General features: G+C 63.8%; 26 protein-coding genes. 13 read left to right on the top strand and 13 right to left on the bottom strand.

Features of this window, described 5'->3' with window-relative positions; all coding sequences use genetic code 11:
* The first annotated feature begins 30 nt into the window (after window positions 1–30).
* The 3 genes from LOY51_RS17710 to LOY51_RS17700 all read left to right on the top strand — a co-directional run bounded on the left by LOY51_RS17710 (window position 31) and on the right by LOY51_RS17700 (window position 2,270).
* On the top strand, window positions 31–543 hold the full coding sequence (locus LOY51_RS17710; protein WP_258642377.1) for a hypothetical protein: 513 nt from the start codon (window positions 31–33) through the stop codon (window positions 541–543).
* Between the two features lie 62 nt (window positions 544–605).
* Window positions 606–1,856, top strand: a complete 1,251-nt coding sequence (locus LOY51_RS17705; protein ID WP_258642375.1) for an IS256 family transposase — start codon at window positions 606–608, stop codon at window positions 1,854–1,856.
* Between the two features lie 126 nt (window positions 1,857–1,982).
* Window positions 1,983–2,270 (top strand): hypothetical protein, encoded by a 288-nt coding sequence (locus tag LOY51_RS17700; RefSeq protein WP_258642372.1) that lies wholly within the window; start codon window positions 1,983–1,985, stop codon window positions 2,268–2,270.
* A gap of 2 nt (window positions 2,271–2,272) precedes the next feature.
* Here LOY51_RS17700 and LOY51_RS17695 read toward each other — a convergent pair whose 3' ends face one another.
* Window positions 2,273–3,238, bottom strand: coding sequence for an SCO family protein (locus LOY51_RS17695; protein ID WP_258642369.1), 966 nt, complete (start codon window positions 3,236–3,238; stop codon window positions 2,273–2,275).
* 135 nt (window positions 3,239–3,373) lie between these two features.
* Window positions 3,374–6,778, bottom strand: coding sequence for an Ig-like domain-containing protein (locus tag LOY51_RS17690; RefSeq protein WP_258642366.1), 3,405 nt, complete (start codon window positions 6,776–6,778; stop codon window positions 3,374–3,376).
* A 237-nt stretch (window positions 6,779–7,015) separates the two neighbouring features.
* Between LOY51_RS17690 and LOY51_RS17685 the strand changes: the two genes are divergently transcribed.
* Together LOY51_RS17685 and LOY51_RS17680 are read left to right on the top strand one after the other, a co-directional pair.
* Complete coding sequence (locus tag LOY51_RS17685; protein ID WP_125464716.1) at window positions 7,016–7,762, top strand: sulfite exporter TauE/SafE family protein; 747 nt, start codon at window positions 7,016–7,018, stop codon at window positions 7,760–7,762.
* A gap of 117 nt (window positions 7,763–7,879) precedes the next feature.
* The gene (locus LOY51_RS17680) at window positions 7,880–8,608 is read left to right on the top strand and encodes a hypothetical protein (RefSeq protein ID WP_258642363.1); all 729 of its coding nucleotides are present in this window, start codon (window positions 7,880–7,882) and stop codon (window positions 8,606–8,608) included.
* Between the two features lie 10 nt (window positions 8,609–8,618).
* On the opposite strand, the gene LOY51_RS17675 is transcribed toward LOY51_RS17680, so the two are convergent.
* Complete coding sequence (locus LOY51_RS17675; protein ID WP_258642361.1) at window positions 8,619–8,942, bottom strand: DUF2790 domain-containing protein; 324 nt, start codon at window positions 8,940–8,942, stop codon at window positions 8,619–8,621.
* Between the two features lie 120 nt (window positions 8,943–9,062).
* On the bottom strand, window positions 9,063–9,524 hold the full coding sequence (locus tag LOY51_RS17670; protein WP_189654481.1) for a PaaI family thioesterase: 462 nt from the start codon (window positions 9,522–9,524) through the stop codon (window positions 9,063–9,065).
* A 208-nt stretch (window positions 9,525–9,732) separates the two neighbouring features.
* On the opposite strand from LOY51_RS17670, the gene LOY51_RS17665 reads away from it, so the two are divergent.
* The 3 genes from LOY51_RS17665 to LOY51_RS17655 all read left to right on the top strand — a co-directional run bounded on the left by LOY51_RS17665 (window position 9,733) and on the right by LOY51_RS17655 (window position 11,828).
* Window positions 9,733–9,978 carry a type II toxin-antitoxin system prevent-host-death family antitoxin gene (locus LOY51_RS17665; protein ID WP_125464712.1) on the top strand — a complete coding sequence of 82 codons (246 nt, stop codon included), beginning with the start codon at window positions 9,733–9,735 and terminating at the stop codon, window positions 9,976–9,978.
* Complete coding sequence (locus LOY51_RS17660) at window positions 9,968–10,249, top strand: type II toxin-antitoxin system RelE family toxin (RefSeq protein WP_125464711.1); 282 nt, start codon at window positions 9,968–9,970, stop codon at window positions 10,247–10,249. The genes LOY51_RS17665 and LOY51_RS17660 overlap by 11 nt, the downstream gene beginning before the upstream one ends.
* A gap of 241 nt (window positions 10,250–10,490) precedes the next feature.
* On the top strand, window positions 10,491–11,828 hold the full coding sequence (locus LOY51_RS17655) for an OprD family porin (protein WP_258642359.1): 1,338 nt from the start codon (window positions 10,491–10,493) through the stop codon (window positions 11,826–11,828).
* A gap of 90 nt (window positions 11,829–11,918) precedes the next feature.
* On the opposite strand, the gene LOY51_RS17650 is transcribed toward LOY51_RS17655, so the two are convergent.
* The 4 genes from LOY51_RS17650 to LOY51_RS17635 all read right to left on the bottom strand — a co-directional run bounded on the left by LOY51_RS17650 (window position 11,919) and on the right by LOY51_RS17635 (window position 15,662).
* Window positions 11,919–12,491: a ComF family protein gene (locus tag LOY51_RS17650; RefSeq protein WP_125859319.1), complete on the bottom strand. Its 573-nt coding sequence runs from the start codon at window positions 12,489–12,491 to the stop codon at window positions 11,919–11,921.
* 161 nt (window positions 12,492–12,652) lie between these two features.
* On the bottom strand, window positions 12,653–14,014 hold the full coding sequence (locus tag LOY51_RS17645; protein WP_125859318.1) for a hypothetical protein: 1,362 nt from the start codon (window positions 14,012–14,014) through the stop codon (window positions 12,653–12,655).
* A 136-nt stretch (window positions 14,015–14,150) separates the two neighbouring features.
* Window positions 14,151–14,966, bottom strand: a complete 816-nt coding sequence (locus tag LOY51_RS17640; RefSeq protein ID WP_258642356.1) for a protein phosphatase 2C domain-containing protein — start codon at window positions 14,964–14,966, stop codon at window positions 14,151–14,153.
* A 93-nt stretch (window positions 14,967–15,059) separates the two neighbouring features.
* Window positions 15,060–15,662: a hypothetical protein gene (locus LOY51_RS17635; RefSeq protein ID WP_125859316.1), complete on the bottom strand. Its 603-nt coding sequence runs from the start codon at window positions 15,660–15,662 to the stop codon at window positions 15,060–15,062.
* A gap of 106 nt (window positions 15,663–15,768) precedes the next feature.
* Here LOY51_RS17635 and LOY51_RS17630 point away from each other — a divergent pair, with 106 nt between their 5' ends.
* The 5 genes from LOY51_RS17630 to LOY51_RS17610 all read left to right on the top strand — a co-directional run bounded on the left by LOY51_RS17630 (window position 15,769) and on the right by LOY51_RS17610 (window position 19,028).
* Window positions 15,769–16,149, top strand: coding sequence for a VOC family protein (locus LOY51_RS17630; RefSeq protein ID WP_223277154.1), 381 nt, complete (start codon window positions 15,769–15,771; stop codon window positions 16,147–16,149).
* A gap of 88 nt (window positions 16,150–16,237) precedes the next feature.
* A complete protein-coding gene (locus LOY51_RS17625) occupies window positions 16,238–17,071 on the top strand; it encodes an AraC family transcriptional regulator (RefSeq protein ID WP_258642354.1) in 834 nt (277 codons plus the stop codon).
* A 70-nt stretch (window positions 17,072–17,141) separates the two neighbouring features.
* Complete coding sequence (locus LOY51_RS17620) at window positions 17,142–17,621, top strand: VOC family protein (RefSeq protein WP_125859314.1); 480 nt, start codon at window positions 17,142–17,144, stop codon at window positions 17,619–17,621.
* Between the two features lie 101 nt (window positions 17,622–17,722).
* A complete protein-coding gene (locus LOY51_RS17615; RefSeq protein WP_258642352.1) occupies window positions 17,723–18,355 on the top strand; it encodes a hypothetical protein in 633 nt (210 codons plus the stop codon).
* Window positions 18,356–18,371: 16 nt separating this feature from the next.
* Window positions 18,372–19,028 (top strand): helix-turn-helix transcriptional regulator, encoded by a 657-nt coding sequence (locus tag LOY51_RS17610; protein WP_258642350.1) that lies wholly within the window; start codon window positions 18,372–18,374, stop codon window positions 19,026–19,028.
* On the opposite strand, the gene yddG is transcribed toward LOY51_RS17610, so the two are convergent.
* The 5 genes from yddG to LOY51_RS17585 form a co-directional block, all read right to left on the bottom strand.
* Window positions 18,970–19,869, bottom strand: a complete 900-nt coding sequence (gene yddG, locus LOY51_RS17605; RefSeq protein WP_309475581.1) for an aromatic amino acid DMT transporter YddG — start codon at window positions 19,867–19,869, stop codon at window positions 18,970–18,972. The two genes, LOY51_RS17610 and yddG, sit on opposite strands and share 59 nt — an antisense overlap.
* 103 nt (window positions 19,870–19,972) lie before the next feature.
* Window positions 19,973–22,144 carry a TonB-dependent siderophore receptor gene (locus LOY51_RS17600; protein ID WP_258642349.1) on the bottom strand — a complete coding sequence of 724 codons (2,172 nt, stop codon included), beginning with the start codon at window positions 22,142–22,144 and terminating at the stop codon, window positions 19,973–19,975.
* Between the two features lie 157 nt (window positions 22,145–22,301).
* A complete protein-coding gene (locus LOY51_RS17595) occupies window positions 22,302–23,174 on the bottom strand; it encodes a TIGR03915 family putative DNA repair protein (protein WP_125859309.1) in 873 nt (290 codons plus the stop codon).
* Window positions 23,165–24,385: a putative DNA modification/repair radical SAM protein gene (locus LOY51_RS17590; protein ID WP_125464698.1), complete on the bottom strand. Its 1,221-nt coding sequence runs from the start codon at window positions 24,383–24,385 to the stop codon at window positions 23,165–23,167. Before LOY51_RS17590 ends, LOY51_RS17595 begins: the two co-directional genes overlap by 10 nt.
* An 84-nt stretch (window positions 24,386–24,469) precedes the next feature.
* Window positions 24,470–25,387: a toll/interleukin-1 receptor domain-containing protein gene (locus LOY51_RS17585; protein ID WP_258642348.1), complete on the bottom strand. Its 918-nt coding sequence runs from the start codon at window positions 25,385–25,387 to the stop codon at window positions 24,470–24,472.
* Window positions 25,388–25,447 lie beyond the last annotated feature (60 nt).

Here is a 25,447-nt window from a genome sequence, read left to right as displayed (position 1 = left end):
AAGTGAAGCGCTACTGCGAATTCATGGGTAATGAAGTCGGCACGCTGGATTTTGGTGTATGGGAGAGCTGAGGGGTTGGCCTTAGTATTCATGCTCATCCACCTATACGGCATTGTGGCAATAAATAATGCTCGCTGTTTTTCTGGCTTGTCCAAGGGGGGGCTGATTCAACGCGGCTGGGATGATTGGTTGCAATTCGTAAAGCCAGATGAGGATTATGCAATGCTATGGTTTTATGTTGTTTTCTCTTTTGCAGCACTTGCGGGGTCACGGTTTCTAAGGTGCTGCGTAACAAAGCGAGGCGAGGAGGGTACGAGGCATGGTGCTGTGATTTTCTATAATTTTATTCTGGCGTTCATGCATTGTTCGGTGGGTGCTCTGGATAAATATTTTTATGTCTATCAACGGCCTGACCTCATTGAACGTCACCCTCAGATATTCTGGTTTGCTTGCGCATTTGCCGTGCTTAATTTCGTTGCACAATTCCGGAACAATAATGTGAATTGCTTCCGTTGGAAAAGAGACATGGATATTTTGAGGTAACGCCATGGGGGAGGGTGTCAGAAATTTTGTGTTCGGGCATACCATGAGTAAGAGGTGCATGTATGCCAACCAAAAAGAAACCGCTTCGAGAGTTACCGAAGGTCCCGAAAGAGCTGCTTGAACAGTTTTCCGCGACCCCACTGATGACCGCAGAGGCTATCGAAGAGGCCTCTGCCGCCTTCAAGAAAGCACTGATCGAGCGAGCCCTGAACGCCGAACTGGGTCATCACCTGGGCTATCCACCGGGCGCGCAGCGCCCAGAGGATGAGACCAACCAGCGCAATGGCACGAGTGGCAAGACTGTACTGACAGGCGATGGCCCGCTACGGCTGGATATCCCTCGGGACCGTGACGGCAGTTTTTCGCCCATCCTGATCCCCAAGCATGAGCGCCGTTACACCGGATTCGATGACAAAATCATCGCCATGTACGCCCGTGGAATGACGGTCAGAGAGATCCGGGCCTTCCTGTCCGAGCAGTATGGAACCGACGTTTCACCCGATTTCATCAGCTCGGTGACAGACGAGGTCATGGAAGAGATTGGCGCGTGGCAACAGCGGCCACTGGAGCCGATGTACCCGGTCATTTTCTTTGATGCACTGCGAGTGAAGATTCGCGAAGAAGGCTTGGTGCGCAACAAGGCCATTTACTTGGCATTGGGCGTTCTCCCCGACGGGACGCGCGATATCCTGGGCATCTGGATCGAGAACACCGAGGGTGCGAAGTTTTGGATGAAGGTCTTTAACGATCTCAAGACGCGCGGTGTTGAAGATGTGCTGATTGCCGTGACCGATGGCCTCAAAGGCATGCCAGAGGCCCTCAGCGCAGTGTTTCCAGAAACGACGCTGCAGACGTGCATCGTGCACCTGATCCGCAACAGCCTCGACTACGCGGCCTGGGACAAGCGGCGGGCTCTGGCCAAGGAGCTGAAGCCGATTTACCAAGCCATCAATGCCGAAGCGGCTGAGCAAGCACTCGATGAGTTTGAGAACGGGCCGTGGGGCGAGAAATATCCGACGGTGGTGGCTGCTTGGCGACGGGCTTGGGATCGCGTGATTCCATTCTTTGTTTTCCCGCCCGCCATCCGAAAGGTGATCTATACCACCAACGCCATCGAGAGCATCAATGCCCAGCTACGCAAGGTCATCAAGACTCGCGGACATTTCCCGAATGATGATGCAGCGACCAAACTGATTTGGCTGGGATTGCGCAACATCACAGCCAATTGGGGAAAACCGGCCCATGACTGGAAAAGCGCGATGAATCAATTTGCGATTCTGTATGGAGATCGGTTCATCAGGCCAACCTGGTGAGAATCAGGGCCTGCCTAGCGGCAGGCCATTACCGGCCCGCACACAAAAAATCTGACAGTCCCCCATGGGGTGCTTATGACTGCTTTGACATTTTTTCTTGTCGTGTGCTGGAGCCTGTCATCGTCAATGCTTATCTGGTTCTTTTTTTCCGGGATCAATCTGACCGAGGGCAAAGCGGTATTCGGTTCGTTCTACAACATTGGCTTTGCGGTTTTTTACTTCTTCCATGTCTTCCCTGGTGAATATGAACGATTCGGCCTCCCCGTCGAGACCGTACAGGAACACCCCTGGATCGTCTGGTTGTCGATCCCGATGATTCTCTACCATCTTTGGATCATCCCCGGGCTGACACCTTCCCCCATCCGCTTACGCCGCAAATGGGACCCCACCTTCAAGCGCCACGGCGAACCCTGACCCTATCGCCCCACCACCCCCTGAACCCGCGTCGTCTCCTCCTCCAGATATGCCAGCAACGCCGCCACCTCGGTCTCCCCCAACCGCATATTGGGCATCGCCAGCTGGTTGTACTGCTGGTACAGCAACACGGCCAGCGGGTCTTTTTCGGCCAGCATCTGGTCCGGCACCATCAGCCAGCGTTTCAGCCAGGCTTCGTCGCGCTGGCGGGTCACCCCCAGCAGGTCCGGCCCGATCCCGCCGGTGGCACCGCGTTCGGCCTCGCCAACGGTGTGGCACGACGAACAGCGGGTGCGGAACAGCTGCTCGCCGGCACTGGGCGGGCGAATGGCCGGCGCCTGGGTGTAGTCGAGGTTCTGCGCGCTGGCGGTCTTCCAGTTGTGCAGACTGTTGGCCAGGCGGTCGGCGAGGATGTACGGGCTTTCGAAGGGCGAGGCTTTCATCCAGCGGCCGGTGCTCTGGTTGCCGATGATCAGGCTCAGGTTGTGGTCTTTGCTGCGGCCGTTTTCCAGGCCTTCGATATACAGGCCGAGGCTGCGGCGCAGTTGTTCGATATCGGCGGCTTCGCCGGTGAGCAGGGTCCAGCCGGGGCCTATGGCGAACTTTTCGGCGTAGCGCTTGAGGGTGGTGGGGGTGTCGTTGTAGGGGTCGATGCTGATCGAGTAGAAGAAGATGTCCTGGCCGACGCGTTCGCCCAGCAGCTTCTGCACCTGGCGCAGGCGCGCGGTTTCCACCGGGCAGGAGTCGCCGCAGCCGGTGAAGATGAAGTTGATGGCGACCACTTTGCCCTTGATCAGGTCGTCGAAGAAACGTACCTGTTTGCCGTCCTGGGTAAGCAGGGGGATGTTGGGGAAGTAGTTGGCCCCCCAGGGGGTGTCGGGGTCAGCGCTGGCGCGGGTCGGGGGCAGGGTGCAGGGCAGGCTGAGGATGAGCAGCAGGGGCAGCAGCAGGCGCCAGGTGCGGGGCATGGTTTTACCCTCTTGGGTGTGTGACAAGGCCTGGGCTCGTGGGAGCGGGCTTGCCCCGCGATGGGCCGAGCCTGGGCAACGGTGTTGCCTGGGCTGGCGTCATCGCGGGGCAAGCCCGCTCCCACGGTTTCTACTTCACTTGATGCTCAACGGTGCGGTCACGGTCTGCCCCAGCGCCGACTTCACGGTCACCGCCGGTGGCGAGGCCGGGCCGCTGCCGGTGGTGGTCACCGACAGCTTCCAGCGTGCCCCGGTACCACTGGCGGTCAGTGTCGCCAGCCCGAGGTCGAGCGGCCCGCTGGTGGTGTTGGTGCTGACGCGGATGCTGTTGCCACTGGCCACGCTGGTGGTACCGGCGATTTCCCAGGTCCAGCGGCTGTTGCTGCGCAGTTGCACGCTGGCGCTGCTGACCACCACGGTGTCGGCCTGCACGGCGGGCGATACGGCGATGCTCACCGTGGCCGGGGCCAGCGACTCCAGGCCTTTGGCATCACGCGCCAGGTAGGTGAAGCTGGCGGTGAACGGGCTGGCCACCGTGGCCGGCGGGGTGTAGGTCACCTGGGTGCCGTTGCTGCTCACCGTGCCCATGCCCGAGTCGGGCTGGGCCAGGCCGCTGACCGTCAGTGGCAGGTTGCCGTCGGGGTCGGTGTCGTTGGCCAGCACGTTGAGCACGATCGGTTTGCCGGCACTGGTGGCGGCGCTGTCGTTCACCGCCACGGGCGGTTTGTTGCCGGGGTCTTCATTGCCACCACCGTCGCCGTCGGCCTTGCGGAAGGTCGGCAGGGCGGCGGAGTTGACGTATTGCACGCCATCCCAGCCGGGCAGCGGCGTGGGCATCAGCTGGAACTGGCCAGGGTGCTCGATGTCCCAGCGCAGCAGCATGGACGAGTCTTCATGCTGGGTGTTGTGGCAGTGTTCCATGTAGGTGCCGGCGAACTCGCGGAAGCGGATGGCCATTTCCACTTCCTCGGACGAGTCTTTGTCCGGGCCGATGCGGTACACGTCCTTGCGCGCCCACTTCTCCCATTCCGGCGGCGCCTTGCCGTCGCGGCTGAGGATCACGCCTTCCTCGAAGTGCACGTGCACCGGGTGGCTCCAGCCGTTGCCGCCGTTCTTGATCTTCCACACCTCGAGCGTGCCGTCGCCGCTGAAGCCGGCGGCAGTCGCCTCGCTGGCCAGTTGCGGAGCAGCGCTGATACGCCGTGGGTCCATGCTGAAGCCGAAGCCACCGTCGGTCTTGATGGTCCAGGGCGCGCTGTCGGTGCCGTCCGAGCGGCCGAAGATGAACTCGCGGTGGCGCGCGGCCGCAAGCTTGGTCTGGTCGGCGGCGTTGCCGGGGTTGATGGTCAGCGGGATCATCACCAGGCCTTCGGCCTTGCCGGGTTTGGCCGGTTCATACAGGGCCGGGTCCATGCTCACGTCCTGGCCGCTGTAAGGCTGCACCAGCAGTTGCAGGAACTTGCCCACCGTCGGGTCACCGCCGTCCCACTCAGGGCCATTGCTGGTCTGCTTGATCACGGGCTTGTACTTGCCCGACAGCACGTCGGCCAGGGCAATCGGCTGTTTCGGCCCTTTGCCGGTTTCATGCTCCATCAGGTTGACGAAATACAGCTTGTCGCCGGCCTTGATCCCATTCTTGGCGAAGTTGACGATGATGTCGTAGCGCTCGGCGATGCCCTGCAGCGGCAGGATGCCGTTGTTGTCCTGGCGGTCGCCGTCGCCGTTGAGGTCCATGCTGCCGTCGAACGGCACCGCGTGTTCCATGATGTTGCCGTCGTTGCCGATCATGTGGAACGGCACGCGGTTGTACGACACATTGGAGCCGATCGGGCCCTTGAACTCGCCGCTGCTGCCGGCCACCTCACGCACGATGGCGAACTTGAAGTAGCGCGACACCGAGCCGTTGAGGATGCGGAAGCGGTAGCTGCGCGCACGCACTTTCAGCTTTGGCTGGTACTGCCAGTTGACCAGGATCTGGTCACCGAGGAAGCCATCGGTGTTGAACGGGTTGAACCACAGTTGGCCATTGGCATCCCAGGCCTTGTCGGCGACCACCAGGTTGACGTCGTAGTCGCGGTTGCCCCAGGGCATTGCGCTGCCGCTGGGGAAGCGCAGGTTGACGCCGTCCTGCAGGGCTTCGTTGCCGCGGTCGATGGCCGAGTAGTAGTTCATCATCACCGCGTTGCCCTTGTAGACGTTCTGCGCGGTGAAATCGAGCATGTGGTCGTGGAACCAGTGGGTGCTCATTGTTTCGCGCCAGTCGCCGCGGATCTTGATGCTGCCGTTCTCGCAGGTCTTCAGGCCCGGTGAGCTGTCATTGACGTACAGGGTTTCGCCGGGCGAGCAGGGGAAGGCGGCGCGTGGGTCCTGGGCGCGGGTGTTGATGGTGTCGTAGCCGGCCAGCTGGATCGGCCAGCGGTAGTCGTAGTACTGGCCGGGGAAGAAGTAGGCGTTGGCGAAGCCGTCGCTTTCCGCCGGTGAGTGGCCGTTGTGTTCGTGGGTGGAGATGGTGTGCAGGCCAAAGCCGTTGTTGGCCGACGGGTCGATCGGCAGCGCGTTGTAGTGGCGCATCAGCACCGGCTGGCCGTAGCGCACCATCAGCAGCTTGATCGGGAAGGTGCCGTCGAAGGTCCACAGCGCCTTGTGGTTCTGCAGCGGCATCTTCGGGTGGAAGCGTGTGTCGATGCCCTTGGTGGTACCCAGGGTGGTGGGGATGTCCGAGGTCTGGTAGTACAGGCCGCCGGGGCCGAACTCGCCCTTGCTGTAGCCGTGCAACTGCTTGCGGTCACGCAGGCCCTGGTTGATGCGCGCGCCGGCCTGCGCGGTCTTGAACGCGGCCTGCGGGTAGAACTCGTTCCAGCGCTGGTGCGACCAGCCCTTTCCTGGTGGGCGGCCTTCGGCGGGCGAGCCTACCGAATTGCGGTTGAGGAACATCTCGATCTGCGCCTTCCACGGGTTGCGGTCGAGCACGTTGGCATACTGCGACGGGAACGGCGTCAGCCCGGGTTGGGTGAGGAAGGCTTCCAGGGCGTTGCCGTTGGGGCTGCTGCGGGCAACGATGTCAGGGTCCTGGGCGGGGGCCGGGCCGAGGATGGGTGGCGGGAACGTCAGTTGGTAGGGCGGGGTGGCCGGGTCGAGTTTTTCCGGGCCGAACTCTTCGAGCAGCAGCAGTTGCTGGGTGAACGGCTCGGCGCCGAACAACGGGCTGGGCTTGCCGTTGGTGGGGTACTTGCGCGAGGTCTGCTGCGCTGGCTGCAGCACGTTGTCGGTGGTTACCGTGGAGCGGTCGCCGTAAACCCCATTGCTCAGTTCCAGCGAGCCTTCGTTGGCTTCTGGCATGCTTTTCAGCGCTTCGAGCGCCGCTGCCGCGGCCACCGGGTCGGCGGGTGGGTCGCTGTAGGCGGAAGGGTCGCCGGGCGGTGGCTGGCTGACGTCGTCCAATGATCCGGCTACCGCGCCCACCAGCCCGAAGCTGAGCAGTAGCGCCGTGACTGAGGACAACCTGAACACCTGTAGGGATGTTGCAGCTGGTTTCTTCATTGCGGTATGCCCCGTGTTGTGCAACGGGCATCTGTTGCCCACCCTTGGGGTGGCGCCGTGCCCTGTAGGTGGGATGAGCAACGGCTGTGCCAAAGGGAATGTGGCCAAGGGCCAGATATTTCAAGATGTTACAAAAGATGCGAACGCGATACGCTCAGGCTTCGCCGCAAACCTGGGGATAGTCACCCATTGATGGGTGGGGAATGCTGCCCCACTGGCCACCTGTACGGAGTGTTCATGGACCCGCTGTTACTGATCGCCCTCGGCGCTGTCGTTGCCGGTTTCGTCCAAGGCTTGTCGGGCTTTGCCTTCGGCATGGTGGCCATGTCGTTCTGGGCCTGGGGCCTGGAGCCCCAGGCGGCGGCAGTGCTGACCGTGTTCGGCAGCCTCAGCGGCCAGTTGATCGCCGTGTTCAGTGTGCGCCGGGGGTTCAGCTGGGCCCTGCTGTGGCCCTTCGTGCTTGGTGGCCTGGCTGGCATCCCGCTGGGGGTGTGGGTGCTGCCCTATCTGGACATGCTGTGGTTCAAGGCGGTGTTCGGCAGCCTGCTGGTGCTGTGGTGCCCGCTGATGCTGCTGGCGCCGCGCCTGCCCAGGTTGCGCGGCGGGCGCCTGGCCGATGGCGCGGTGGGCATGGTCGGGGGTGTGCTGGGCGGTATCGGCGGTTTCACCGGCACCGTGCCAACACTGTGGTGCACCTTGCGCGGCTTCGAGCGCGACACCCAGCGCGCGGTGATCCAGAACTTCAACCTGTCGATGCTGGCGGTGACCCTGCTTACCTACATCGGCAGCGGGCTGGTGACGACGGCGCTGCTGCCGTCGTTTGCCGTGGTGGCGCTGGCGATGCTGCTGCCAACCCTGTTCGGCACACGGTTGTACCTGGGCATCAGCGAGCTGGCGTTTCGCCGGATCGTGCTGGGGCTGCTGACCCTGTCGGGCGTGGCGATGCTGGTGGTGGCGGTGCCGGGGTTGCTCAGCCGAGGATGAGCCGGCCTTGCGCCCAAGGGGCCAGCCAAGGCAAAGATGCCTTGCCCCGGCCCCTGCTTCTTGGCAACCTTGCCCGCCATTGCCTGTCGCCAACCCTGCAGTACAAGGAACCCCAAGGTGAGCTGGGAAAAAGTCGGTAAAGCCCTCGCGGGCCTGCTGGTCATCGCGGTCACCGCCACCGCGCTCTTCGCCCTGCTGCGTGATGACAACCGCCTCGAAGCGCGCCTGACCTACGCCCACCTTACCTACCCGGGCCAGTTCAGCGAACGTATCAGCACGGCCAACGCGTTGCTCAAGTACGAGCGCCTGCATGGGCTTGTCCGCGAGATCGGCAACGGCGCGCTCGCCGATCCGCAGGTCGACAAGCTGGTGGAGCTGGCCCAGGCGCCGTACCTGCAGCTGTTCGCCAAGCCATTCGAGGCGGGGTTGGTGGATCACCGCACTGGGCTGCTTATCGAACTGTTCAACCACCGGCAGCGCCCGCTGCAGGCGGTGCAGATCCGCCTGCCGGCCAAGGGCCTGGTGCAGATTCGCGACAGCGCTGGCAACGATACCTTGCTGGAGGCGCCCACCAACCTTGTCGAAATCCCCAGTATCGAAGCGGCGGGCGAGAGCTGGATATGGGTGTATTTCGACACTGACTACTCGCAGATCCGTCAGGGCGGCATCAGCATCCGGCACGCCGACGGCAGCGCCGATATCCAGGTGTACCGCGAAGTGTTCGGCTTCGCGGCGCTGGTGGCACGCTACAGCGTCGAGCTGATGGTGCTGCTGGGCGTGTTGCTGTTGAGTGTGCTGTGGCTGGGCTATCGCAACCTGGTACAACGCGGGCGCGTCAGCGCCTGAGGCCAGCCAGTCATTTGTTGTTGATGCACTGCGACTGCATCACGTAGCGCACGGTGCGCAGGGCGCCCTGGCTGTCCTCGTAAGTCATCAGGCGGGGCCCGACGTTGCAGTTGCGCGGGTCGGCTGACTGGCGCACCAGGCGGGCAACGTCCAGGCGCATGCCGTAGCGGTAGTCGACGATCTCCGGCATGGGCTTGGCGCGCTCCGCCGCGTAGGCGGCCACGGCTTGCTGGTGGTCCTCCAGCAGTTGCTCGTTTGCCCGGCTGGTAAAACCAGTGGCCTGGGCCGAGAGGGACAGCGCCAGCAACGCGGCGCTCAGGGTCAGTCGTAGCATGGTGGGCCTCCGAAAGGGGTGAGGTTTCGAAGCCCAGGCTAGCCAGCACCAGCCAACAGGGGCATGACGCCAGGGTTACAGATGCGCAAGGTATGGCCAGGCCCATGCCCGGCAAGGGTGTCACCCCGGCTCGACGGCACCCTGCAAGACCCCGCCCGGCGGCAGGGGGATGACCTTGTAGCAGGCCTTGGCGGTCGCCAGCAGCGTACCGTCCTCGGCGTGCAGCTCACCGCTGGTGTAGTGCAGTTTGCCGATGCGCCGGGTGACCCTGGCCACGCCGGCCAGGTGGCCCGGTAGGGCCGGGGCCAGCAAGCGGGTTTCGAGCCTGGCGCTCAGCGCCACCTCTTCAGGGCCGAGGGCGGCCAGTACCGCCGCGCCCATGCAGTCATCCAGCATGGCCCCGAGCATGCCGCCGTGGATGCACTGCAGCGGCGTGGTCAACGAAGCCGAGGCATGAAAGCGCACCCGGACCTGGCGTTTGTCCGGCTCATAGAAGATGAACTCCCAGCCCAGCAGCGAAGACGCATGTGGGCAGGGGTGGTCGCCATTGGCAACCTTCCAGAACAACGTGGCGCTTTGCATGGCGGGCACTCCCTTTGGGCCGGCAGCTGGCATGTTTCGGGAGGGGCTGGCGCGTGTCTACTGGTAGAAATGCCAGGTGACGGAGGGGAGCGACTGCGTCATTGTGGCGGGCCCGAAGTGTCGTTTGCTTATATTGGAAAGCGACCTGTACGACTTGAATGAGCCCTAAATAAAGACCAAAATCTAGCCCTTCATTGAGGGCTTGATCATGCAGAACATCTTCGCCGACATCACCGTCAGCGTCTCGGAATTGAAGAAGAATCCCACGGCTGTCATGGCAGGTGCACAGGGGCAGCCAGTGGCAGTGCTCAATCATAATCGCGTCATGGGCTACATGGTGCCCGCTGAACTCTATGAGGCGATGATGGAGCAACTGGAAGACATCGAGCTGGCGCAATTGGTCAAGGCACGTGCGCACGAGAAGGGCGTGCCGGTGAAGCTGGATGACCTATAAGCTCGAGTTTCTGCCCTCTGCGTTGAAGGAGTGGGAGAAACTTGGCCATACCGTGCGTGAGCAAGCCAAGAAGAAACTGCGTGAGCGGCTGGTACTGCCCAGGGTGCCAGCGGACGCGCTGCGCGACTTGCCCAACCACTACAAGATCAAACTCAAGTCCTCAGGTTATCGACTGGTCTATCGGGTAGAGGATCAGCGAGTCGTTGTGCTGGTGGTGGCGGTAGGCAAGCGCGAAGGCGCGGCGGCCTATCGCTCTGCTCTGAAGCGCTGAAGCAAGCCCTCCTGTCCCGCAAGCCACACCCACCTCAAGTGCCTGTTAACCCAGCATCCCCAATGCCGGACGCAAGTGCGCGCATGACGCAATTGTAATCCGCCCATCACCTTGCCGTTATCCGCCAGCAGCGAGCATCAGCCTCGGCCGAAGGGGCTGGGTGCACGCGCATCTGGCCAGACCAGGGACGCTCCAGCGCCGAGGCCGTACAACTACAACAGCCGCAGCGAAGGAGCATCGCATGAGAAACGGTCCGACACTTTCCCTGGCCGCCCTGCTGGCAATGGCCGGCCCCGCCGCCTGGGCCGGCGACGCGCAGCAAGAGGGGTTCATCGAAGGCAGCCGCCTGAATGTGCTCAACCGCAACTTCTACTTCAACCGTGACCACCGCGACGGCCCGGCGCCGACCTACAACAGCGGCAAGGCCAGCGCCAACGGCTACTCCGAGGCCTGGGCCCACGCCATCATCACCCGCTTCGAGTCCGGCTTCACCGAGGGTACTGTGGGCGTGGGGCTGGATGCCTTCGCGATGCTCGGGCTCAAACTCGACACCGGCGGTGGGCGCAATGGCGGGCGCAGCTCGTTCGATGTGCTGCCGGTGGACCGCGACGGCCAGGCCCGGGACGAGTACAGCAAGGTCGGCGGCGCCGCCAAATTGCGCCTGTACGACACCGTGCTGCGGGTGGGTGATGTGTTCCCGGCCAACCCGGTGGTGGCCGCCGGCGACTCGCGCCTGCTGCCGGAGAGCTTCCGTGGCGTGACCGTGGAAAACACCAGCCTCAAGGGCCTGACCCTGCAGGGCGGGCGTTTGCATGCCATGAGCCAGCCGGTGTCCAGCGACCTGCGCGACAACTTCGTGACCTTTTACGGCGGCCCGGTGGACTCGCCATGGATTGCCTACGGCGGTGGCGACTACGCGATCAACGACTACGTCAGCGTCAGCCTGTTCGGCAGCCGCCTGAAGGATGTGTGGAACCAGTACTACGCTGGCACCAGCGTGACCTGGCCGCTGAGCGACGAGTTGGCGCTGATCGGCGGGTTCAACTTCTACAACGCCAAGGACGAAGGCCGTCAGCGCCTCGGCCAGTTCGACAACGATATCTGGAGCGCCAAGCTCGGTGTGCGCTACGGCGCCCATACCCTGGCGCTGTCCCATCAGCGCAACAACGGCGACGACGACTTCGACTACCTGCGCCAGTCCGATTCGATCTTCCTCGACAACTCCATCCAGTACAGCGACTTCAACTCGCCGAAGGAGCGTTCCTGGATGCTGCGCTACGACCTGAACATGACTGCTTATGGCGTGCCAGGGCTGACGTTCATGACCCGTTACGGGCGTGGCAGCGACGCCGACTACAGCAACGCCAACGCCTTCTACATGCGCCGCGACGGCAACGGCGACCCGCTCACCGACCAGAAACGCTGGGAGCGCGATATCGAGGTCAAGTACGTGGTGCAGACCGGCGCGGCAAAGGATCTGTCGCTGCGGGTGCGTCAGGCCACCACCCGGGCCACGGCGTTCGAGTCTGACCTGGACGAGGTGCGGCTGATCGTCGAATACCCGCTGTCGATTCTGTGAACAATCGAATTCACCTTTAGAAGCCCACGCGCTCCTTTGGTTACAGGTGAATGTTTTGGCGCCTCCGTGAGGCGCTTTTTTTTTGCCTGTTCAGTGCCGGCGCGTCAGAGCAACCAGCGAGATGCTGCGAATGCTGGCGCATTCGCGCAGGGCGGTGCAGGCAGCCTCCAGCGAGGCACCGGTGTCGACCAGGTCGTCCAGCAGCAACACATCGGCGCTATGGCGCAGGGTGTCGTTGACGATGAAGCAGCCGGCCAGTGCCTCGGCCCGTTGTTCATAGTTGGCGAGGTCGGACATCAATGCGGTGGGCCAGGTCTTCAGCAAAAGCTGATCGCTGTAGGTGCTGCCCAGCAACACCGCCACTTGCCTGGCCACTTCGTGGACCGGCTGGCAGGGCCGCTGCCTGCTGGCGGGCATGGGGATGACCAGGTCGAAGCGTTGCCCGGCCAAGGCGGCGGCCACCGAACGAGCGAGGAAGGCGACCTGCCGGTAGTCGTCGCGATGTTTGAGCTGAAACAGCGCCTCGCCGATGTCGGTGCGCAGGATCTCAAACTGCATGTGGCCCTGTGCGTTCAGGCCGATGGGGGTGCTGAACACGGTATGTCGGTCAAGGCTGATGCCTTGGTCCCAAGGGCCGTGGGAAGGGAGGGGCTGGATCAGCATTGCGTGCTTCCTTGTACATGAGTCGATGAAGCGGGAGTTTTTCCGCTGTTCTTGTAGTTCGCGGAAACATTTTGAGTCCGACTTTGCCCGCGATCGACTTCATGCTTTCCGTTTTTCGTGTAGTCCTTTTCTGGGTGCGCATGAATTGCAGGTGATTTTTGCTACTGAAGGTGGCGATGGCCATCGGTGGGGAGCAACGATCTCGCCATGCAGTCCTTGCAGTTGACGATGGTCTCATTGACCTTCGTCTGCACATGAATGGCCAGGGAACCGCAGGCACTGCAGCAGATTTCGGCAGTGCCGGGGCCGTAGGCTGCGCTCGGTAGTGCCGTGATGTAATTGCCAATCCTGCGCTCGCGACCGTAGTCGTCATGCTTGAGCAGCAGGTCGTGGAGGGCCTTGCTGAATCCGGAGCGGGGAGACCTGACGCTGTGCTTGTGCCATTTTGTTGTCCATGCACCTTCCACGGCCTTTTGCCCCAGCGCCAGCATGCTGTTGGGGATGCCATTGCTGGCTTGGGTCTTGCTCACCGAGCCCTTGTTGAAATACACGACTGCATTGTTCACAGCCAGTTTGGCGAGGTACCAGACCTGGCATACCGGTAGCTCTTCCAGCAGCTGCGCGATGACTTCACGGCCTTTCTTCCACGCCTGGAAGGGCAGGCTGTGTTCAGCGCAGTAGCTTTCCAGATAGCCGTAGACCTCTTCTAAGGCGAGGGTGTGGATGGCCTCGGCAATCTCTTCGCGCCAGGCGGGCATGGGGCCGCGCGACAGTTCGCGATGGATGGCGCGGTACAAGTCGGCGAGGTTCGTGCGTTGCCCGTCGCCCAAGCTGACATTGACCCGCCAGTAGACCCTATCGAACCGGGGCGTGGGTGTAGGCCCCGAATCGAAGGCATCGAGCGGCGACGTCGGATCAACCATCAACACTTTTGCCTCGCGCAGCGACTGCAGAACTGCCTGCTCCATCGCTTCTGACGGGGCGATGCAGGCATCACCTTTCACCGCCCGTGCCGGTAGAAGGCAGTCGAGGCGCCAATCGCTGCGGGCTTCGAACAACGCCATCAGTTGCAGCTTGTGGGTCAGGCTCAAGCTGGAAAATGGCACAGGGGTAACAGCCTCCAGCCCATGGAACGCTTGCACGCGCTGGCGCAACTCAGCTTCACGCTGCAGTCGCGCCTGCTCCCGTGCCAGCTGGCAAGGGCTGCACTGGCACGCCTGAGGGGGGCGGTGATAGTAGGGGAAGTGGTGCTGGTGCTCGCAGCGCGAGCAGAACGCCGGTTGCTTTGCCCCACCCAGGGCGGACTTGGCGGGGCGGCGCTGAAACAGCGGCGTGTTGCAGTATGGGCAGATGAGGTCTTCGATCAGTCGGGGTGGCAGGGCCTTGATGAGCTGGGTGGGTTTCAGGTCGATGGCATAGCGATCGAGCAGCACGGAAACTTTTTCGCCAGCGAGATACTGCGCGTAGAGTACTTCGATCTGTTCTGCGGTCAGGTGCTGCAGTTTTTTTTCAAGTTCCGACAAGCTTGAATCTCCCCTGGACTACGGTACCTAGCGTCGTTGGGGAAATCATAGGGAAGCGAATTACGGTGTGAAGCCACAAACGCCTGAGTGCTTCCCAAATTGTTGTAGGGCATTTCTTGATGATGCAGTGGTCGCCTCAGCCCACCCGCAACCAGATCGCCGACGCATCGTCACTCATCTTGAAGCGCGGGTAGCGCACGCAGGCGGCGTCGTCCTGCTCGATGCCACGCAGGGTCTGGGCCAGGTCGGCCAGCCCGTGGCTCAGCAGGCGGGTGATGAATGCGCCCGGGTCGTAGGCCCGGTAGGTGTCGAACAGTGCGGCAAAGCCGTCGCTCATCAGCAGCACATCGTCGCCCCTGGCTACCGGGGTGCGGCTGTAGCCGGTGCCGGCGCGGGCCTGTTCGGGTTCGACACCCAGCACGGTCCGCGGCCGTTCGCGGGCGGCGCGGCGGTCGGCCAGCACCGCCGGTGTGCGCACACCGAAGGCGCCGGTGCCGGGGCCCAGGGCGGCGGCTTCGGCGCGTTCGGCCTCGCGGTCGGGGGCCGGGGTGAGGAAGGCAACGCCCTGGGCGCTACGGTGCAGCACCACGCAGTCGGCCAGGTGCGCGCAGACCAGCTCGTCGCCCTCCAGGGCCACGGCAGCGAAGGCCGCGCGGGGCAGCTCCCACGGGGCCAGCGGCACGCGTTGGCGGGCTTGCTCGTAGTCCTTGGCCAGGGTGTCGAATACCTGCTCGCAGATACCTTGCAAAGGCCCGCAAGCGCCAGCGAAGGCACGCTGCGCCGCGCCCGCCAGCCAGGCCGCACCACCACGCTCGCCGAGCAGGCCGGCTGGGCCGAGGTCGGTGGCACCGTCGATGACCCAGGCATGGCGCTCGGCGCAGCCGAGGCGGTCATCGTTGGGCACATCCGGCTTGCCGGCCAGGCTCAGGGTCTGGATCAGGTCGAAATGCATGGCGGTCTCCGCGTCAGGGAAAGGCTGGGTTGCTCTGTGCAGCACCGACCTTGAACGCTGCGGCGCCCGGCGTCAAACCTGGCGCCGGCCAGGTCATTTGGACGGCGGCTTGTCCCAGCAGTCGCTGTACAGCGCGCAGATCTTGTATTGCCGGTCCATCAGTGCCATGCGTTGCATGTGATTTTGCAGGGTAGTGACGGTGGCCTTGTTGTCATCCGCCATGTAGGTCAGCAGGCGATCGACCATGCGTTGGGTCCAGGCCCGGCTGCTGGCCTTGTCCAGGCTGTCGGGCGCAGTGGCGAGGCGTTGCAGGGTCTGGTCGTCGGCGCGGTTGAGCTGGTCGGTGTAGACAGCGATGTAGGCGGCGCGCCCGGTAACCTTCTGCTGTTGCATGTCGGCGCGCAGGGTGTCGAGGTTCTGTTTGTACAGTGCCCAATACTCATCCGGCACAGGCAGGTTGCGCTCTTTGCGCAGCTTGGCCACAGTCTCGTCGCTGTTCGGATAGACAGCCGGTTTGTCCTTGGGCTTGACGAGCGGGTCCTTGGCCAGGGTCTGTTCGATCCATTGGCTGCGTTGCGGTGTACTCGGCAGCACGGGGCCAAGCGGTGGAGCGGGGGGCTGCGGGGCTGTGGCACAGGCACCGAGCAGCAGTGTGGCGGCCAGTGTCAGGATGGCCGGGATGGAGCGCGACAACATGAATCCTCCTTGATAGGGGCAGGTGGCAAACGAGGCATTGTGCCACTATCGCTGCCCGCTGCCAGCCCTTGTCGCCTGGGGTGTTAACAGTGATGATCCGCAGCACATGGATTTCATCGACGAGGCCAGCATGCCCATTGCCCTGCTTGTGCGTTGTACCGACCTGAAAGGCACACGCGACTACTACCGCGACGTGCTCGGCTTCAGTGTCAGCGACAGTGCGCAGTCGACCCTCACCGCACGCCTGCATGACTGCACACTGGTGTTCACCCAAGAGGACCTGTGGCAGCAGCCGGTGGCCTGCTCCGGCACCTTTTACCTGATCATCGATGATGTCGAGGGCTACTTCGCCCAAGTCAAGCAGCGAGCCGACATCGCCTGGCCGTTGCAGGACATGGCGCACGGTTCGCGAGAGTTCGGGGTGCGTGACTGCAACGGTTACCACCTGGCCTTCAGTCAGCATCGAGCCGAAGGACAGGCTCGCTGAAACAGGTTGCGATGACTACGCGCAAGAACGATCAAGTCGTCCGCCAACACCCTTGGTAGTGTGGCGGCGCTGACTGAGGAGCAAGGGAATGCGAAGCATCGAACACATCCTGTGGTACATCGAGACGGCCCTGGACACCGACCTGGACCTGGGCCGTGTCGCCCGGCACTTCGGGCTTTCGCCGTTCGCCCTGGCCCGCCAGTTCGCTGCCGCCACCGGCTGGCCGGTGATGCGCTATGTGCGGGCCCGGCGCCTGAGCCGTGCCGCGCAGGCCCTGCGCGGTGGCTGCCCGGACATCCTTGAAGTAGCGCTGGCGGCTGGCTACAGCTCCCACGAAGCGTTCACCCGGGCCTTCTGCGAGCTGTTCGGCATGCCGCCGAGCCAGCTGCGCGGCCAGGCCCACGACCCCTCTGCCTTGCTGGAGCCCCTGCGCATGAAAACCCTCGACTTCATCCCGCTTGCCGAACCGCGTTTCGAACACCGCGATGCCTTCATCATCGCTGGCCTCGGCGGGCGCTTCACCTTCGAGCGCAACGAAGGCATCCCTGGCCTGTGGCAGGCTTTCGACCCCTACGTCGGGCGTGTGCCCGGGCAGGTCGGCGACGCCACCTACGGGGTGTGCTGCAACCCCGGCGACGACGGCAGTTTCGAGTACATCGCCGGGGTCGAGGTGGCCCGCGCCGGCGACCTGCCGCCGAACTTCAGCCATTTCCGGTTGGCGGCACGGGACTATGCGGTGTTCCGCCACCAGGGCCATGTGTCGATGATCCACCAGACGGTCTACACCGTGTTCAACCAGTGGTTGCCGGCGTCCGGCCACCAGGCGGCCGATGCGCCGGAATTCGAGCTGTACAGCGCCGATTTCGACCCGCTGCACGGTGGCGGTTACGTCGACCTGTGGATCCCCCTGGCCGGCCGCTGATCGCGCACCGCCAGTGCGGGCGGGCAGGGGGGCTAGACTCGTGGGACCTCGTGCCCCGGGAACCCCGACCATGACCCCGAAGAACAGCATCTGCCTCTGGTTCGACCACGACGCTGAAGAGGCCGCGAACTTCTATGCCCAAACCTTCCCCGACAGCCAGGTGATCGCCGTACACCTGGCCCCCGGCGACTACCCGTCAGGCAAGCAGGGCGATGTGATCACCGTCGAATTCACGGTAATGGGCGTCCCCTGCATCGGCCTCAACGGCGGCAAGGCGTTCAGCCACAGCGAGGCGTTCTCGTTCCAGGTGGCGACCGACAGCCAGGAGGAGACCGATCGTTACTGGAACGCCATCGTCGGCAACGGCGGTCAGGAGAGTGTGTGCGGCTGGTGCAAGGACAAATGGGGGCTGTCGTGGCAGATCAGCCCGCGCGTGCTGACCCAGGCCGTCGCTGGCAGCGACCGGGCGGCAGCCAAGCGGGCCTGGGAGGCGATGATGGACATGGGCAAGATCGACATCGCAACCATCGAGAAAGCCATCAAGGGATGAGCCGTGGACCATTGGTCCGAATCCAGCGCTTCGGCCAATAAAAACATATTTTGATGCTTAAATTACCCTTGTTGGGGGTCATCCACTTCGAGGGTGTCGTCATGAACATCAAGATTGCTGCACTGCTGTTGCTCGCCCTGTGCGCGCAGCCGCTTTTCAACCAGGCCTTGGCCAGCACCGATGCGCCCGCCGCCGAGCCTGCCGCACTGAGCACGCGCCTGGCGTTGCGCGATCTGTGGGTCGAGCATGTGTTCTGGGTGCGCAACTACGCCGTTGCCAACCAGGCCGGCAACAAGGCCCAGGCCGACACGGCGGCCAGGCAGGTGGTGAGCAATGCCACCACCATCGCCAACAGCCTGGCGCCGTTGTATGGCCAACCGGCGGCGGAGCAGATGCTCAAGCTGCTGGCCGGGCACTGGGGCGCGGTCAAGCATTACAGCGATGCCACGGTGGCCAGGGACAAGGCGGGACAGCAGGCGGCGGTGAACGAGCTGTCGGGCAACGCCAAGGCCATCGCCGGGTTCCTGGCCAAGGCCAACCCCTACCTGCCCGAGCCGACCTTGCTGACCCTGCTCAGCGCCCACGGCGGCCACCATGTGACGCAGATCGACCAGATCGCCGCCCGCGACTACGCCGGGGAAGCACAGACCTGGCAGATGATGCGCCAACACATGCTGGTGCTGGCCGACGCCCTGGCCGGGGCGTTGGTCAAGCAGTTCCCCGACAAGTTCTGAACAGGAGCCTGCGCCAATGCTGGAAGGATTGGGCCGTACCCAGCGTGACCTGCTCTATGCGCTGTTGCATCAGCCGGCGGGCATGAGCATCGATGACCTGGCCCAGGCGCTGGCGATCACCCGTACCGCGGTGCGCCAGCACCTGGCGGCGCTGGAGCGCGACGGCCTGGTACAGCGCGGTGCCACCCGGCCCACCGGGCGCCGGCCAGAGCAACTGCACCAGCTCACCGAGCAGGCCCGTGAGCTGTTCCCGCGGCAGTACCCCTTGCTGGCCAACCTGCTGATCGACGAGGTCGCCGGCCTGCTTGGCAACGACGCGTTGCTGGCGCTGCTGCGTGGCCTGGGGCGCAAGCTGGCTGCCGACCTTGAGCAGGAGGTGGTTGATGAGGCGCGGATCGTGCAGCACATGAACCAGGCCGGCTATGAAGCGGCGGTGTTCTTCCGCTCCTCCGGTGAGCCGGAGATCGTCGCCCACAACTGCGTGTTCCATCACCTGGCCAAGGCGCACCCGTCGGTGTGCGAACTGGACCTGGCGCTGATCGGCGCCCTGGGGGGCGGCGAGGCGCAGCACCTGGAATGCATGCTGCGCGGTGGGCAGGTGTGCCGCTTCGCTGTCAGGCGCCCGAGCGAGGTTGGCGGGTCGCCTGCCAGCACAGCAAAGAACCCAGGGTGACCAGCAACGCACCCTGCCAGAACTGCAGGGCCAGATGCGCACCGAGCCACAGCGCGGCGAACGCCGACGACAGCACCGGGGCAAAGTACGAGGCGGTGGCCAGCAGGGTCAGGTTGCCGCGCAGGATACCTAAGTTCCACAACGCGTAGCCGCCGGCGATGGAAAGGCCCGCCCCGAGCAGTTCCAGGCTGGCGCCGGTACTGAAGGCCGGCAGCGTTTCTGCGCTGATGGCGTACTTGAGCCACAGCACCGCCGCAGTGAGCAGGAAGAACAGCACCACATGGTTCTGCCCGTCGGCGTAGCGGCGGGTGATGTTGCAGTACAGCGCGAAGGTGATCGCGCAGCTGGCAGCCAGGCCATAGCCCAACGGGTTGGAGCGAATGTTGGCGAGCACGCTGGCCAGCGACAGGCCATCGCTGCTCACCACCCAGAGGATGCCGAGCAGTGCCAGCGCGGTGCCTGGCACGATGTACCAGCGCGCCGCCTGGCGATTCATCACGATCGCCAGCAGCACGGTCAGGCTCGGCCACAGGTAGTTGACCACCATCAGCTGGATCGCCTGGGTGCTGTCCAGGGCATAGCCCAGCGCCAGTGACAGGCAGATCTCGTAGGCGACGAACAGCGCCGAGCCGCCGAGCAGGTACCAGGGCGAGGCCTTGCGAAAACGTGGCTTGCCCAGCAATACCAGCAGCAACAGCGCGCCCAGGGTATAGATCAGCGCCGCGCCGCCAATGGCGCCGAAATGCTGGCTGACGCTGCGGATCAGGCCCGAGGCGGTGCTCCACAGCAAGATGGCGGCGAGGCCGCAGAGGGTGGCGTTGCGTCCGGTAATCCTGGCCATGGGCGGGCTCGCTGGAAAAGGCGCGGAGTCTAACCGGGTAGAGAGTCTGTATCCAAGCCTGGCGACAGAGCTGGGGAGCGGCGCATCCATGCGCCTGCGGATGTCAGAAGCTGTATTTGGCGGTCAGCATGAAGTTGCGTGGGTCGCCAAAGGTGTCGCCACCGTAGTCCACCGATTCGGAAATCGACGAGTAGTAGTGCTTGTCGAACACGTTGTTGGCGTTGAGCTGCAGGTCCAGCTGCGGGCTGACCTGGTAGCCGGCCATCAGGTCGGTAACCGCATAGGCGCCCTGGATCAAGCGGTAGCTGCTGCCATCGGCCAGGGCGATGTCGTTGTACATGCGGCTCTGCCAGGTGACGCCGCCACCCACGCGCAGTTTTTCCAGCGGGCCCTGGAAGCGGTACGTGGTGTACAGCTTGAACTGGTGCTCGGGGGTGTCGGAGTTGAGCGGTTTGTTGATGTTCTGCGGGTTGTTCTGGTCCTTGATGGTGTGGACGCGGGCATAGGTGTAGCCACCGCCGATTTGCCACTGCTCGGTCAGCGCCCCCTGCAGTTCGAAGTCGATGCCCTGGCTGCGCACCTCGCCGGAGGCCTGGTAGCAGCTCAGTTGCGGGCAGTCTGGCAGTTTCACCTCGACCTGGCGGTTTTCCTGGTCGATGCGGAACACTGCCAGGCTGGCGTTCAGTGCGCCGTCGAAGTACTCGCCCTTGATGCCGACCTCGTAGTTCTTGCCGACGATCGGCGTTACCGGTTTGCCGGAGCCGTCACGCCCGTCCTGCGGGGTGAAGATGTCGGTGTAGCTGACGTAGACCGAGTGCTGGTCATCCAGGTCGTAGATCAGGCCGCCGTAGCGGGTGACCTTGCGGGTGACCTTGTAGTCGCCGGCGTCGTTGTCGCGCTGGTCGTAGTCGTACCAGTCCAGACGCCCGCCGAGGATCAGCTTGAGCGGGTCGGCCAGGCTCAGGCGGGTGGTGCTGTAGACGCCTTCCTGGTTGATCAGGTAGCGGTTGTTGCTGGTGTGCACGAAGCCGGGCTTGCCGCCACCCAGGGGGTAGTCGGTGTTGTACGGGCTGTAGTTGTCCTGGTTCATGTCGTAGAGGCGCTTGCTGGCGCCGACCACCAGTTCGTGGGTGCGGCCCAGGGCCTGGAACGGGCCGCTGGCAAAGGCATCCAGGCCCAGCTGGTTCTCGTCGTGCTTCGACTGGTAGACCGTCCGGCTCAGGGTCTTGGCGGCGTTCCAGCGCGACTGGTACGAGCCGCGGAACAGTGCGTCCTGCTCGCTGTAGTTGGCGTTGACCTGCAGCTTCCAGTCGTTGGCCAGGCGGTGGCGCACTTCGGCGAACAGGGTGTTGATCTCCTGGTCCTTGTTCTCCCAGTCGGTGCCCGGGTTGTACGAGCGCGACACGTCCAGGTGATGGCCGCCGAGGTCGGTGGGGATGGCGCCCCAGAAGAAGTTGGTCTTGTCCTTCTGGTGGGAGAAACCGAGGGTGAGGGTGGTGTCTTCGCTCAGGTCGGCTTCGGTGATGGCGTAGAACAGGCCGTGATCTTCTTCCTGGCCATCGCGAAAGCCGTTGGCGTCGCGGTATGAGGTGACCACTCGGCCGCGCAGGGTGCCGCTGTCGTTGAGCGGGCTGGAGGCGTCGAGCTCGCCGCGGTAGTTGTCCCAGCTGCCGGCGGCACCGGTCAGGGTGACTTTCTGCTCGGCCAATGGGCGCTTGCGCACCAGGTTGATGGCGGCCGAGGGGGTGCCGGCGCCGGTGACCAGGCCGGTGGAGCCGCGCACCACTTCCACCCGGTCGAACATCGCCAGGTTAGGCTGGGCGCCGACCACCCAGCCGGTGTACGCGCTGGGGATGCCGTCGTACATGATGTTGTCGACGTCAAAGCCACGGGCGGTGTAGGTCTGGCGGCCCGGGCCGTTGGACTGGTTGAGGAACAGGCCCGGCGTGTACTTGGCCACATCGTTGATGCTGGTCATGGCCTGGTCGTCCATGCGCTGGCGCGTGATCACGGTCACCGACTGGGGTGTTTCGCGCATGGTCAGCGGCAGCTTTGTAGCCGTGGACATGGCTCCGGTGGTGTACGACTGCGAACCTTCGGTGGTGCTGCCCAGACGGCTGTCGTTGATGGCCGTGGCGCCCAGTTCGAGCACGGCCGGTGCATCGGTTTGCGGCGGTTCGGCGGCGACGGCGAGGGGCAGGGAGGCCATGCAGACAGCCATGGCCAGCAGGTTGCGCGTGGGCGTGAAGCGGCGGGGCAAGCGAAGCGGAGACATGCCGGGCTTTATCCTTATTGCTAGTACTTATGAGAATGATTAGCAATAAGTCTGTCAGGATTCCTCGCCTGGTCATAGCCCGGCCGGATATAAATTTGACGTATTTTTCACAATTGCCATTCGGGCGAATGGTTTTTGCAGGGCTAACGCACGCTGCTCAAGCCTCGGAGGTAGGCGACCTGACAGGCCGTGCGGGGCTGGCGCTGATCTGTTTGCCACGCTGTTGCGCCACTTCCCGTGCCTGGCCATCCCGCTGCTTGCCGTGGCGCGCCTGGCCCACCAGTTGCGGAATCAGCGGCCCTTCCGGCAGGTGGCGCCAGAACCGCCCGGGCAGATGCTGGCGCAAGGCGTCGGGGTTGAGCCGGGCCGGGTTGAAGGTGTGGCGGTAATAGGTCAGCCACAGCTCGGCGTCGGGGTCTTCGGCAGTGCGCGCCCACTGCTGCCAGGCTTCGGGGCAGCGCCGCTGGTATTCGAGCGACGCACCGTCGTAGCGCACGCCGTCGCGGGGCGTGGCGATCAGCCAGCGCTGGCGCCCCAGGCGCTCGGCAAAGTGGCCGCTGGCACTGTCGAGGATGTCGTGGGCCGGTTCGTGGTAGGCCACCAGGTCCAGCTGCAGGTGTTCGGCCAGCGCCGCAGGCAGTGGCACGAAGCGCACGAAGGCATGCAGGTGGTGGGCTTCGCGGCCGACCTGCTTGATGCGCCGTTGCAGCTCGCTGCCCAGGCGGTCGCCGGCGAGCATGGCGGTGCGGTCGCCGTGGGCGACGCGCCAGAGCACTTCGTACAGCAGGTTCCAGCGCTGTTCACCGCGGTAGCGCCCGGCCTGCTCCAATTGGGCCAGCAAGGCCGCCGGCACCCGGGCATGGAAGGGGCCTGGGCCTTCGGGCAGCGCCTCCGGGACGGCCAGCAGGTCGTCCATCGGGCCCTGGCTCCAAGTGACTTCGGCCGGGTCGATACCGTGGCCGAGCAGGCGCCTGGCCTGGTCGCGCCAGGTGGCGAAGCAGTCGTCGCAATCGAGCGCGATCACCCCCACAACCCCATCTGCACGGGGGCCTGGGGTTCGCGCAGGCGCTCGCGCAACAGCCCGCTGCGCAGTTCGGCCTGGGCCGGTCGGTAGTCGCTGGTGACAATGAACGGGCGGGCTTTTTCCAGCACGCAGCGCAGCTGGATCAGGTCGTCGTAGCGGATCCGCCGTTCGCGGCGCAGGGCCACCATGCGTTGCACGCTGCGCAGGCCGATGCCGGGGATGCGCGCCAGCAGCGCCGGTTCTGCGCGGTTGACGTCGAGCGGAAACACCTCGCGGTTGGCCAGCGCCCAGGCCAGTTTCGGGTCGATGTCCAGTGCCAGGTTGCCACTTGCGCCCAGCAGCTCGCCGGCCTTGTAGCCATAGCCGCGCAACAGGAAGTCGGCCTGGTACAGGCGGTGCTCGCGCAGCAGTGGCGGGGCGGCCAGGGGCACGCTGGCGGGGCTGTCGGGGATCGGGCTGAAGGCCGAGTAGTACACGCGCTTGAGGCCGTAGCCCTGGTACAGCGATTCGGCGTTGCGCAGCAGGGTGCTGTCGTCGGTGGCGTCGGCGCCGACGATCACCTGGGTGCTCTGCCCGGCGGGGGTGAAGCGCGGCGCCCGAGGCTCGTTGGCCACCGCTTGCTGGCCCTGGTGGATCACGCCCATGGCCAGGCGGATGGTGCTGGCCTGCTTCTCCGGGGCCAGGCGCTGGAGGCTGGCGTCGGTGGGCAGTTCGATATTGACGCTGAGCCGGTCGGCCAGGCGCCCGGCCTCCTCGATCAGCAGCGGGTCGGCATCCGGGATGGTCTTGAGGTGGATGTAGCCACGGAAGTTGTGCTCTTCGCGCAGCAGGCGCGCCACCCGGATCAGTTGCTCCATGGTGTAGTCGGCCGAGCGGATGATCCCGGAGCTCAAAAACAGCCCGCTGATGCAGTTGCGCCGGTAGAAATCCAGGGTCAGGCGCACCACTTCCTCAGGGCTGAAGCGTGCCCGCGGCACGTTGCTGGAACGGCGGTTGACGCAGTATTGGCAGTCGTACAGGCAGAAGTTGGTCAGCAGCACCTTGAGCAGCGACACGCAGCGCCCGTCGGGGGTGTAGCTGTGGCAGATGCCCGTTCCGTCGGTGGCGCCCAGCCCATCACGGCCACGCGAACCGCGCTTGGGCGCGCCGCTGCTGGCGCAGGAAGCGTCGTATTTGGCGGCGTCGGCGAGGATGCCGAGTTTGGCGATCAGTTGCATGCACATGCCTTATGAGTGCTGTTCATGCATACAGTATTGATAGGGCGTCGAGAAGACAAGTGTCGTGAATACGCCGCGGTGTTTTCAGTGCAGTTCGCGCTGTACAACGCGCAGGAACGCCGTCGCCATTTCATCGATACTCAGCGCCGACGATGAGAATGCAACCTTGTCTGCCAGGCTGTGGCTGTAACGGGAAACTTCCGGGTGCTGCACGTCGTGCCAGATGGGCAAGACCACTTTCTCGCCGGACATGGAGCGGTTGACCAGGGCGTCAAGCTCGTACTGGGTCCATTGTTTGGCAAAGAACGAAGGAGAGAGCACCACGATGCCAAACCGCGAATTACCCAGGCCATGGTCGATGGACCGGCGCAGGCTGTCGCCGATCTCCAGCGTGAACTCGTCGTACCATACTCGCAGGCCCAGTGCCTGCAACGCGTTGACCAGGGGGCGGACGAAGGCTTCCTTGTCTTCGCTGGCGTGGGAAATGAAAAGATCGTAGGTGTCGGTTCTTGGCATTTGCTCGATTACCTGTGTCTGGTAGGAGACAGCGTGGTTGTACACCGCCTGGAGCTTGGCCCATTCGATTTCGGCCAGGCGTTCGTCGGTGCTGTAGAAAACTTCGTGCATGGAAATCTCCAGGTCGCTGAGGAAGAACACGAAGCGGTTCTCGCGTTTGACGGCGTTCCGCTCGACCCATTTCCACTCAAAGTGCGAAATGATGCTGACCGGGCGTTGCAGGCACTGGGCTGCGCCGAGCTTGCCGATGCGGATCGTGGCCTCAGGCAGGTTGAATGCCAGATACGTTCTGCCTTTACCGTTGAAAATGTACTCGAACCCTTGCTGGCGCAGGTCGAGCAGCCCCTGCTTGCGTCGCCGATGATCGATCACCGTGGCCACCATCAGGAACGCCAACAGCACCACGAATAGCGGGATCCCTAAAATGTCCATCAATGCATGTCCTTGTCCATTGCCTGTGCCGTGGTCCATAAAGCCATCAAGCATCGTGGAAGCATCTCGTACTTTGCAACCGAACTTGTCTCAAAGTCGCGGCTTTCCCTACCC

This window comes from Pseudomonas sichuanensis (assembly GCF_024749065.1).
In the GTDB taxonomy this organism is placed as follows: domain Bacteria; phylum Pseudomonadota; class Gammaproteobacteria; order Pseudomonadales; family Pseudomonadaceae; genus Aquipseudomonas; species Aquipseudomonas sichuanensis.
Note: the sequence above shows the minus strand (reverse complement) of the source record. Positions and strands in the feature narration are given on the sequence as shown.

What these genes read in the sequence shown, in the direction of transcription:
- LOY51_RS17710 (WP_258642377.1), top strand. Translation starts at nt 31, where the DNA reads ATGAAGTCGGCACGCTGGATTTTGGTGTATGGGAGAGCTGAGGGGTTG.
- LOY51_RS17705 (WP_258642375.1), top strand. Translation starts at nt 606, where the DNA reads ATGCCAACCAAAAAGAAACCGCTTCGAGAGTTACCGAAGGTCCCGAAA.
- LOY51_RS17700 (WP_258642372.1), top strand. Translation starts at nt 1,983, where the DNA reads ATGCTTATCTGGTTCTTTTTTTCCGGGATCAATCTGACCGAGGGCAAA.
- LOY51_RS17695 (WP_258642369.1), bottom strand. Translation starts at nt 3,238, where the DNA reads ATGCCCCGCACCTGGCGCCTGCTGCTGCCCCTGCTGCTCATCCTCAGC.
- LOY51_RS17690 (WP_258642366.1), bottom strand. Translation starts at nt 6,778, where the DNA reads ATGAAGAAACCAGCTGCAACATCCCTACAGGTGTTCAGGTTGTCCTCA.
- LOY51_RS17685 (WP_125464716.1), top strand. Translation starts at nt 7,016, where the DNA reads ATGGACCCGCTGTTACTGATCGCCCTCGGCGCTGTCGTTGCCGGTTTC.
- LOY51_RS17675 (WP_258642361.1), bottom strand. Translation starts at nt 8,942, where the DNA reads ATGCTACGACTGACCCTGAGCGCCGCGTTGCTGGCGCTGTCCCTCTCG.
- LOY51_RS17670 (WP_189654481.1), bottom strand. Translation starts at nt 9,524, where the DNA reads ATGCAAAGCGCCACGTTGTTCTGGAAGGTTGCCAATGGCGACCACCCC.
- LOY51_RS17665 (WP_125464712.1), top strand. Translation starts at nt 9,733, where the DNA reads ATGCAGAACATCTTCGCCGACATCACCGTCAGCGTCTCGGAATTGAAG.
- LOY51_RS17660 (WP_125464711.1), top strand. Translation starts at nt 9,968, where the DNA reads ATGACCTATAAGCTCGAGTTTCTGCCCTCTGCGTTGAAGGAGTGGGAG.
- LOY51_RS17655 (WP_258642359.1), top strand. Translation starts at nt 10,491, where the DNA reads ATGAGAAACGGTCCGACACTTTCCCTGGCCGCCCTGCTGGCAATGGCC.
- LOY51_RS17650 (WP_125859319.1), bottom strand. Translation starts at nt 12,491, where the DNA reads ATGCTGATCCAGCCCCTCCCTTCCCACGGCCCTTGGGACCAAGGCATC.
- LOY51_RS17640 (WP_258642356.1), bottom strand. Translation starts at nt 14,966, where the DNA reads ATGCATTTCGACCTGATCCAGACCCTGAGCCTGGCCGGCAAGCCGGAT.
- LOY51_RS17635 (WP_125859316.1), bottom strand. Translation starts at nt 15,662, where the DNA reads ATGTTGTCGCGCTCCATCCCGGCCATCCTGACACTGGCCGCCACACTG.
- LOY51_RS17630 (WP_223277154.1), top strand. Translation starts at nt 15,769, where the DNA reads ATGGATTTCATCGACGAGGCCAGCATGCCCATTGCCCTGCTTGTGCGT.
- LOY51_RS17625 (WP_258642354.1), top strand. Translation starts at nt 16,238, where the DNA reads ATGCGAAGCATCGAACACATCCTGTGGTACATCGAGACGGCCCTGGAC.
- LOY51_RS17620 (WP_125859314.1), top strand. Translation starts at nt 17,142, where the DNA reads ATGACCCCGAAGAACAGCATCTGCCTCTGGTTCGACCACGACGCTGAA.
- LOY51_RS17615 (WP_258642352.1), top strand. Translation starts at nt 17,723, where the DNA reads ATGAACATCAAGATTGCTGCACTGCTGTTGCTCGCCCTGTGCGCGCAG.
- LOY51_RS17610 (WP_258642350.1), top strand. Translation starts at nt 18,372, where the DNA reads ATGCTGGAAGGATTGGGCCGTACCCAGCGTGACCTGCTCTATGCGCTG.
- yddG (WP_309475581.1), bottom strand. Translation starts at nt 19,869, where the DNA reads ATGGCCAGGATTACCGGACGCAACGCCACCCTCTGCGGCCTCGCCGCC.
- LOY51_RS17600 (WP_258642349.1), bottom strand. Translation starts at nt 22,144, where the DNA reads ATGTCTCCGCTTCGCTTGCCCCGCCGCTTCACGCCCACGCGCAACCTG.
- LOY51_RS17590 (WP_125464698.1), bottom strand. Translation starts at nt 24,385, where the DNA reads ATGCAACTGATCGCCAAACTCGGCATCCTCGCCGACGCCGCCAAATAC.
- LOY51_RS17585 (WP_258642348.1), bottom strand. Translation starts at nt 25,387, where the DNA reads ATGCTTGATGGCTTTATGGACCACGGCACAGGCAATGGACAAGGACAT.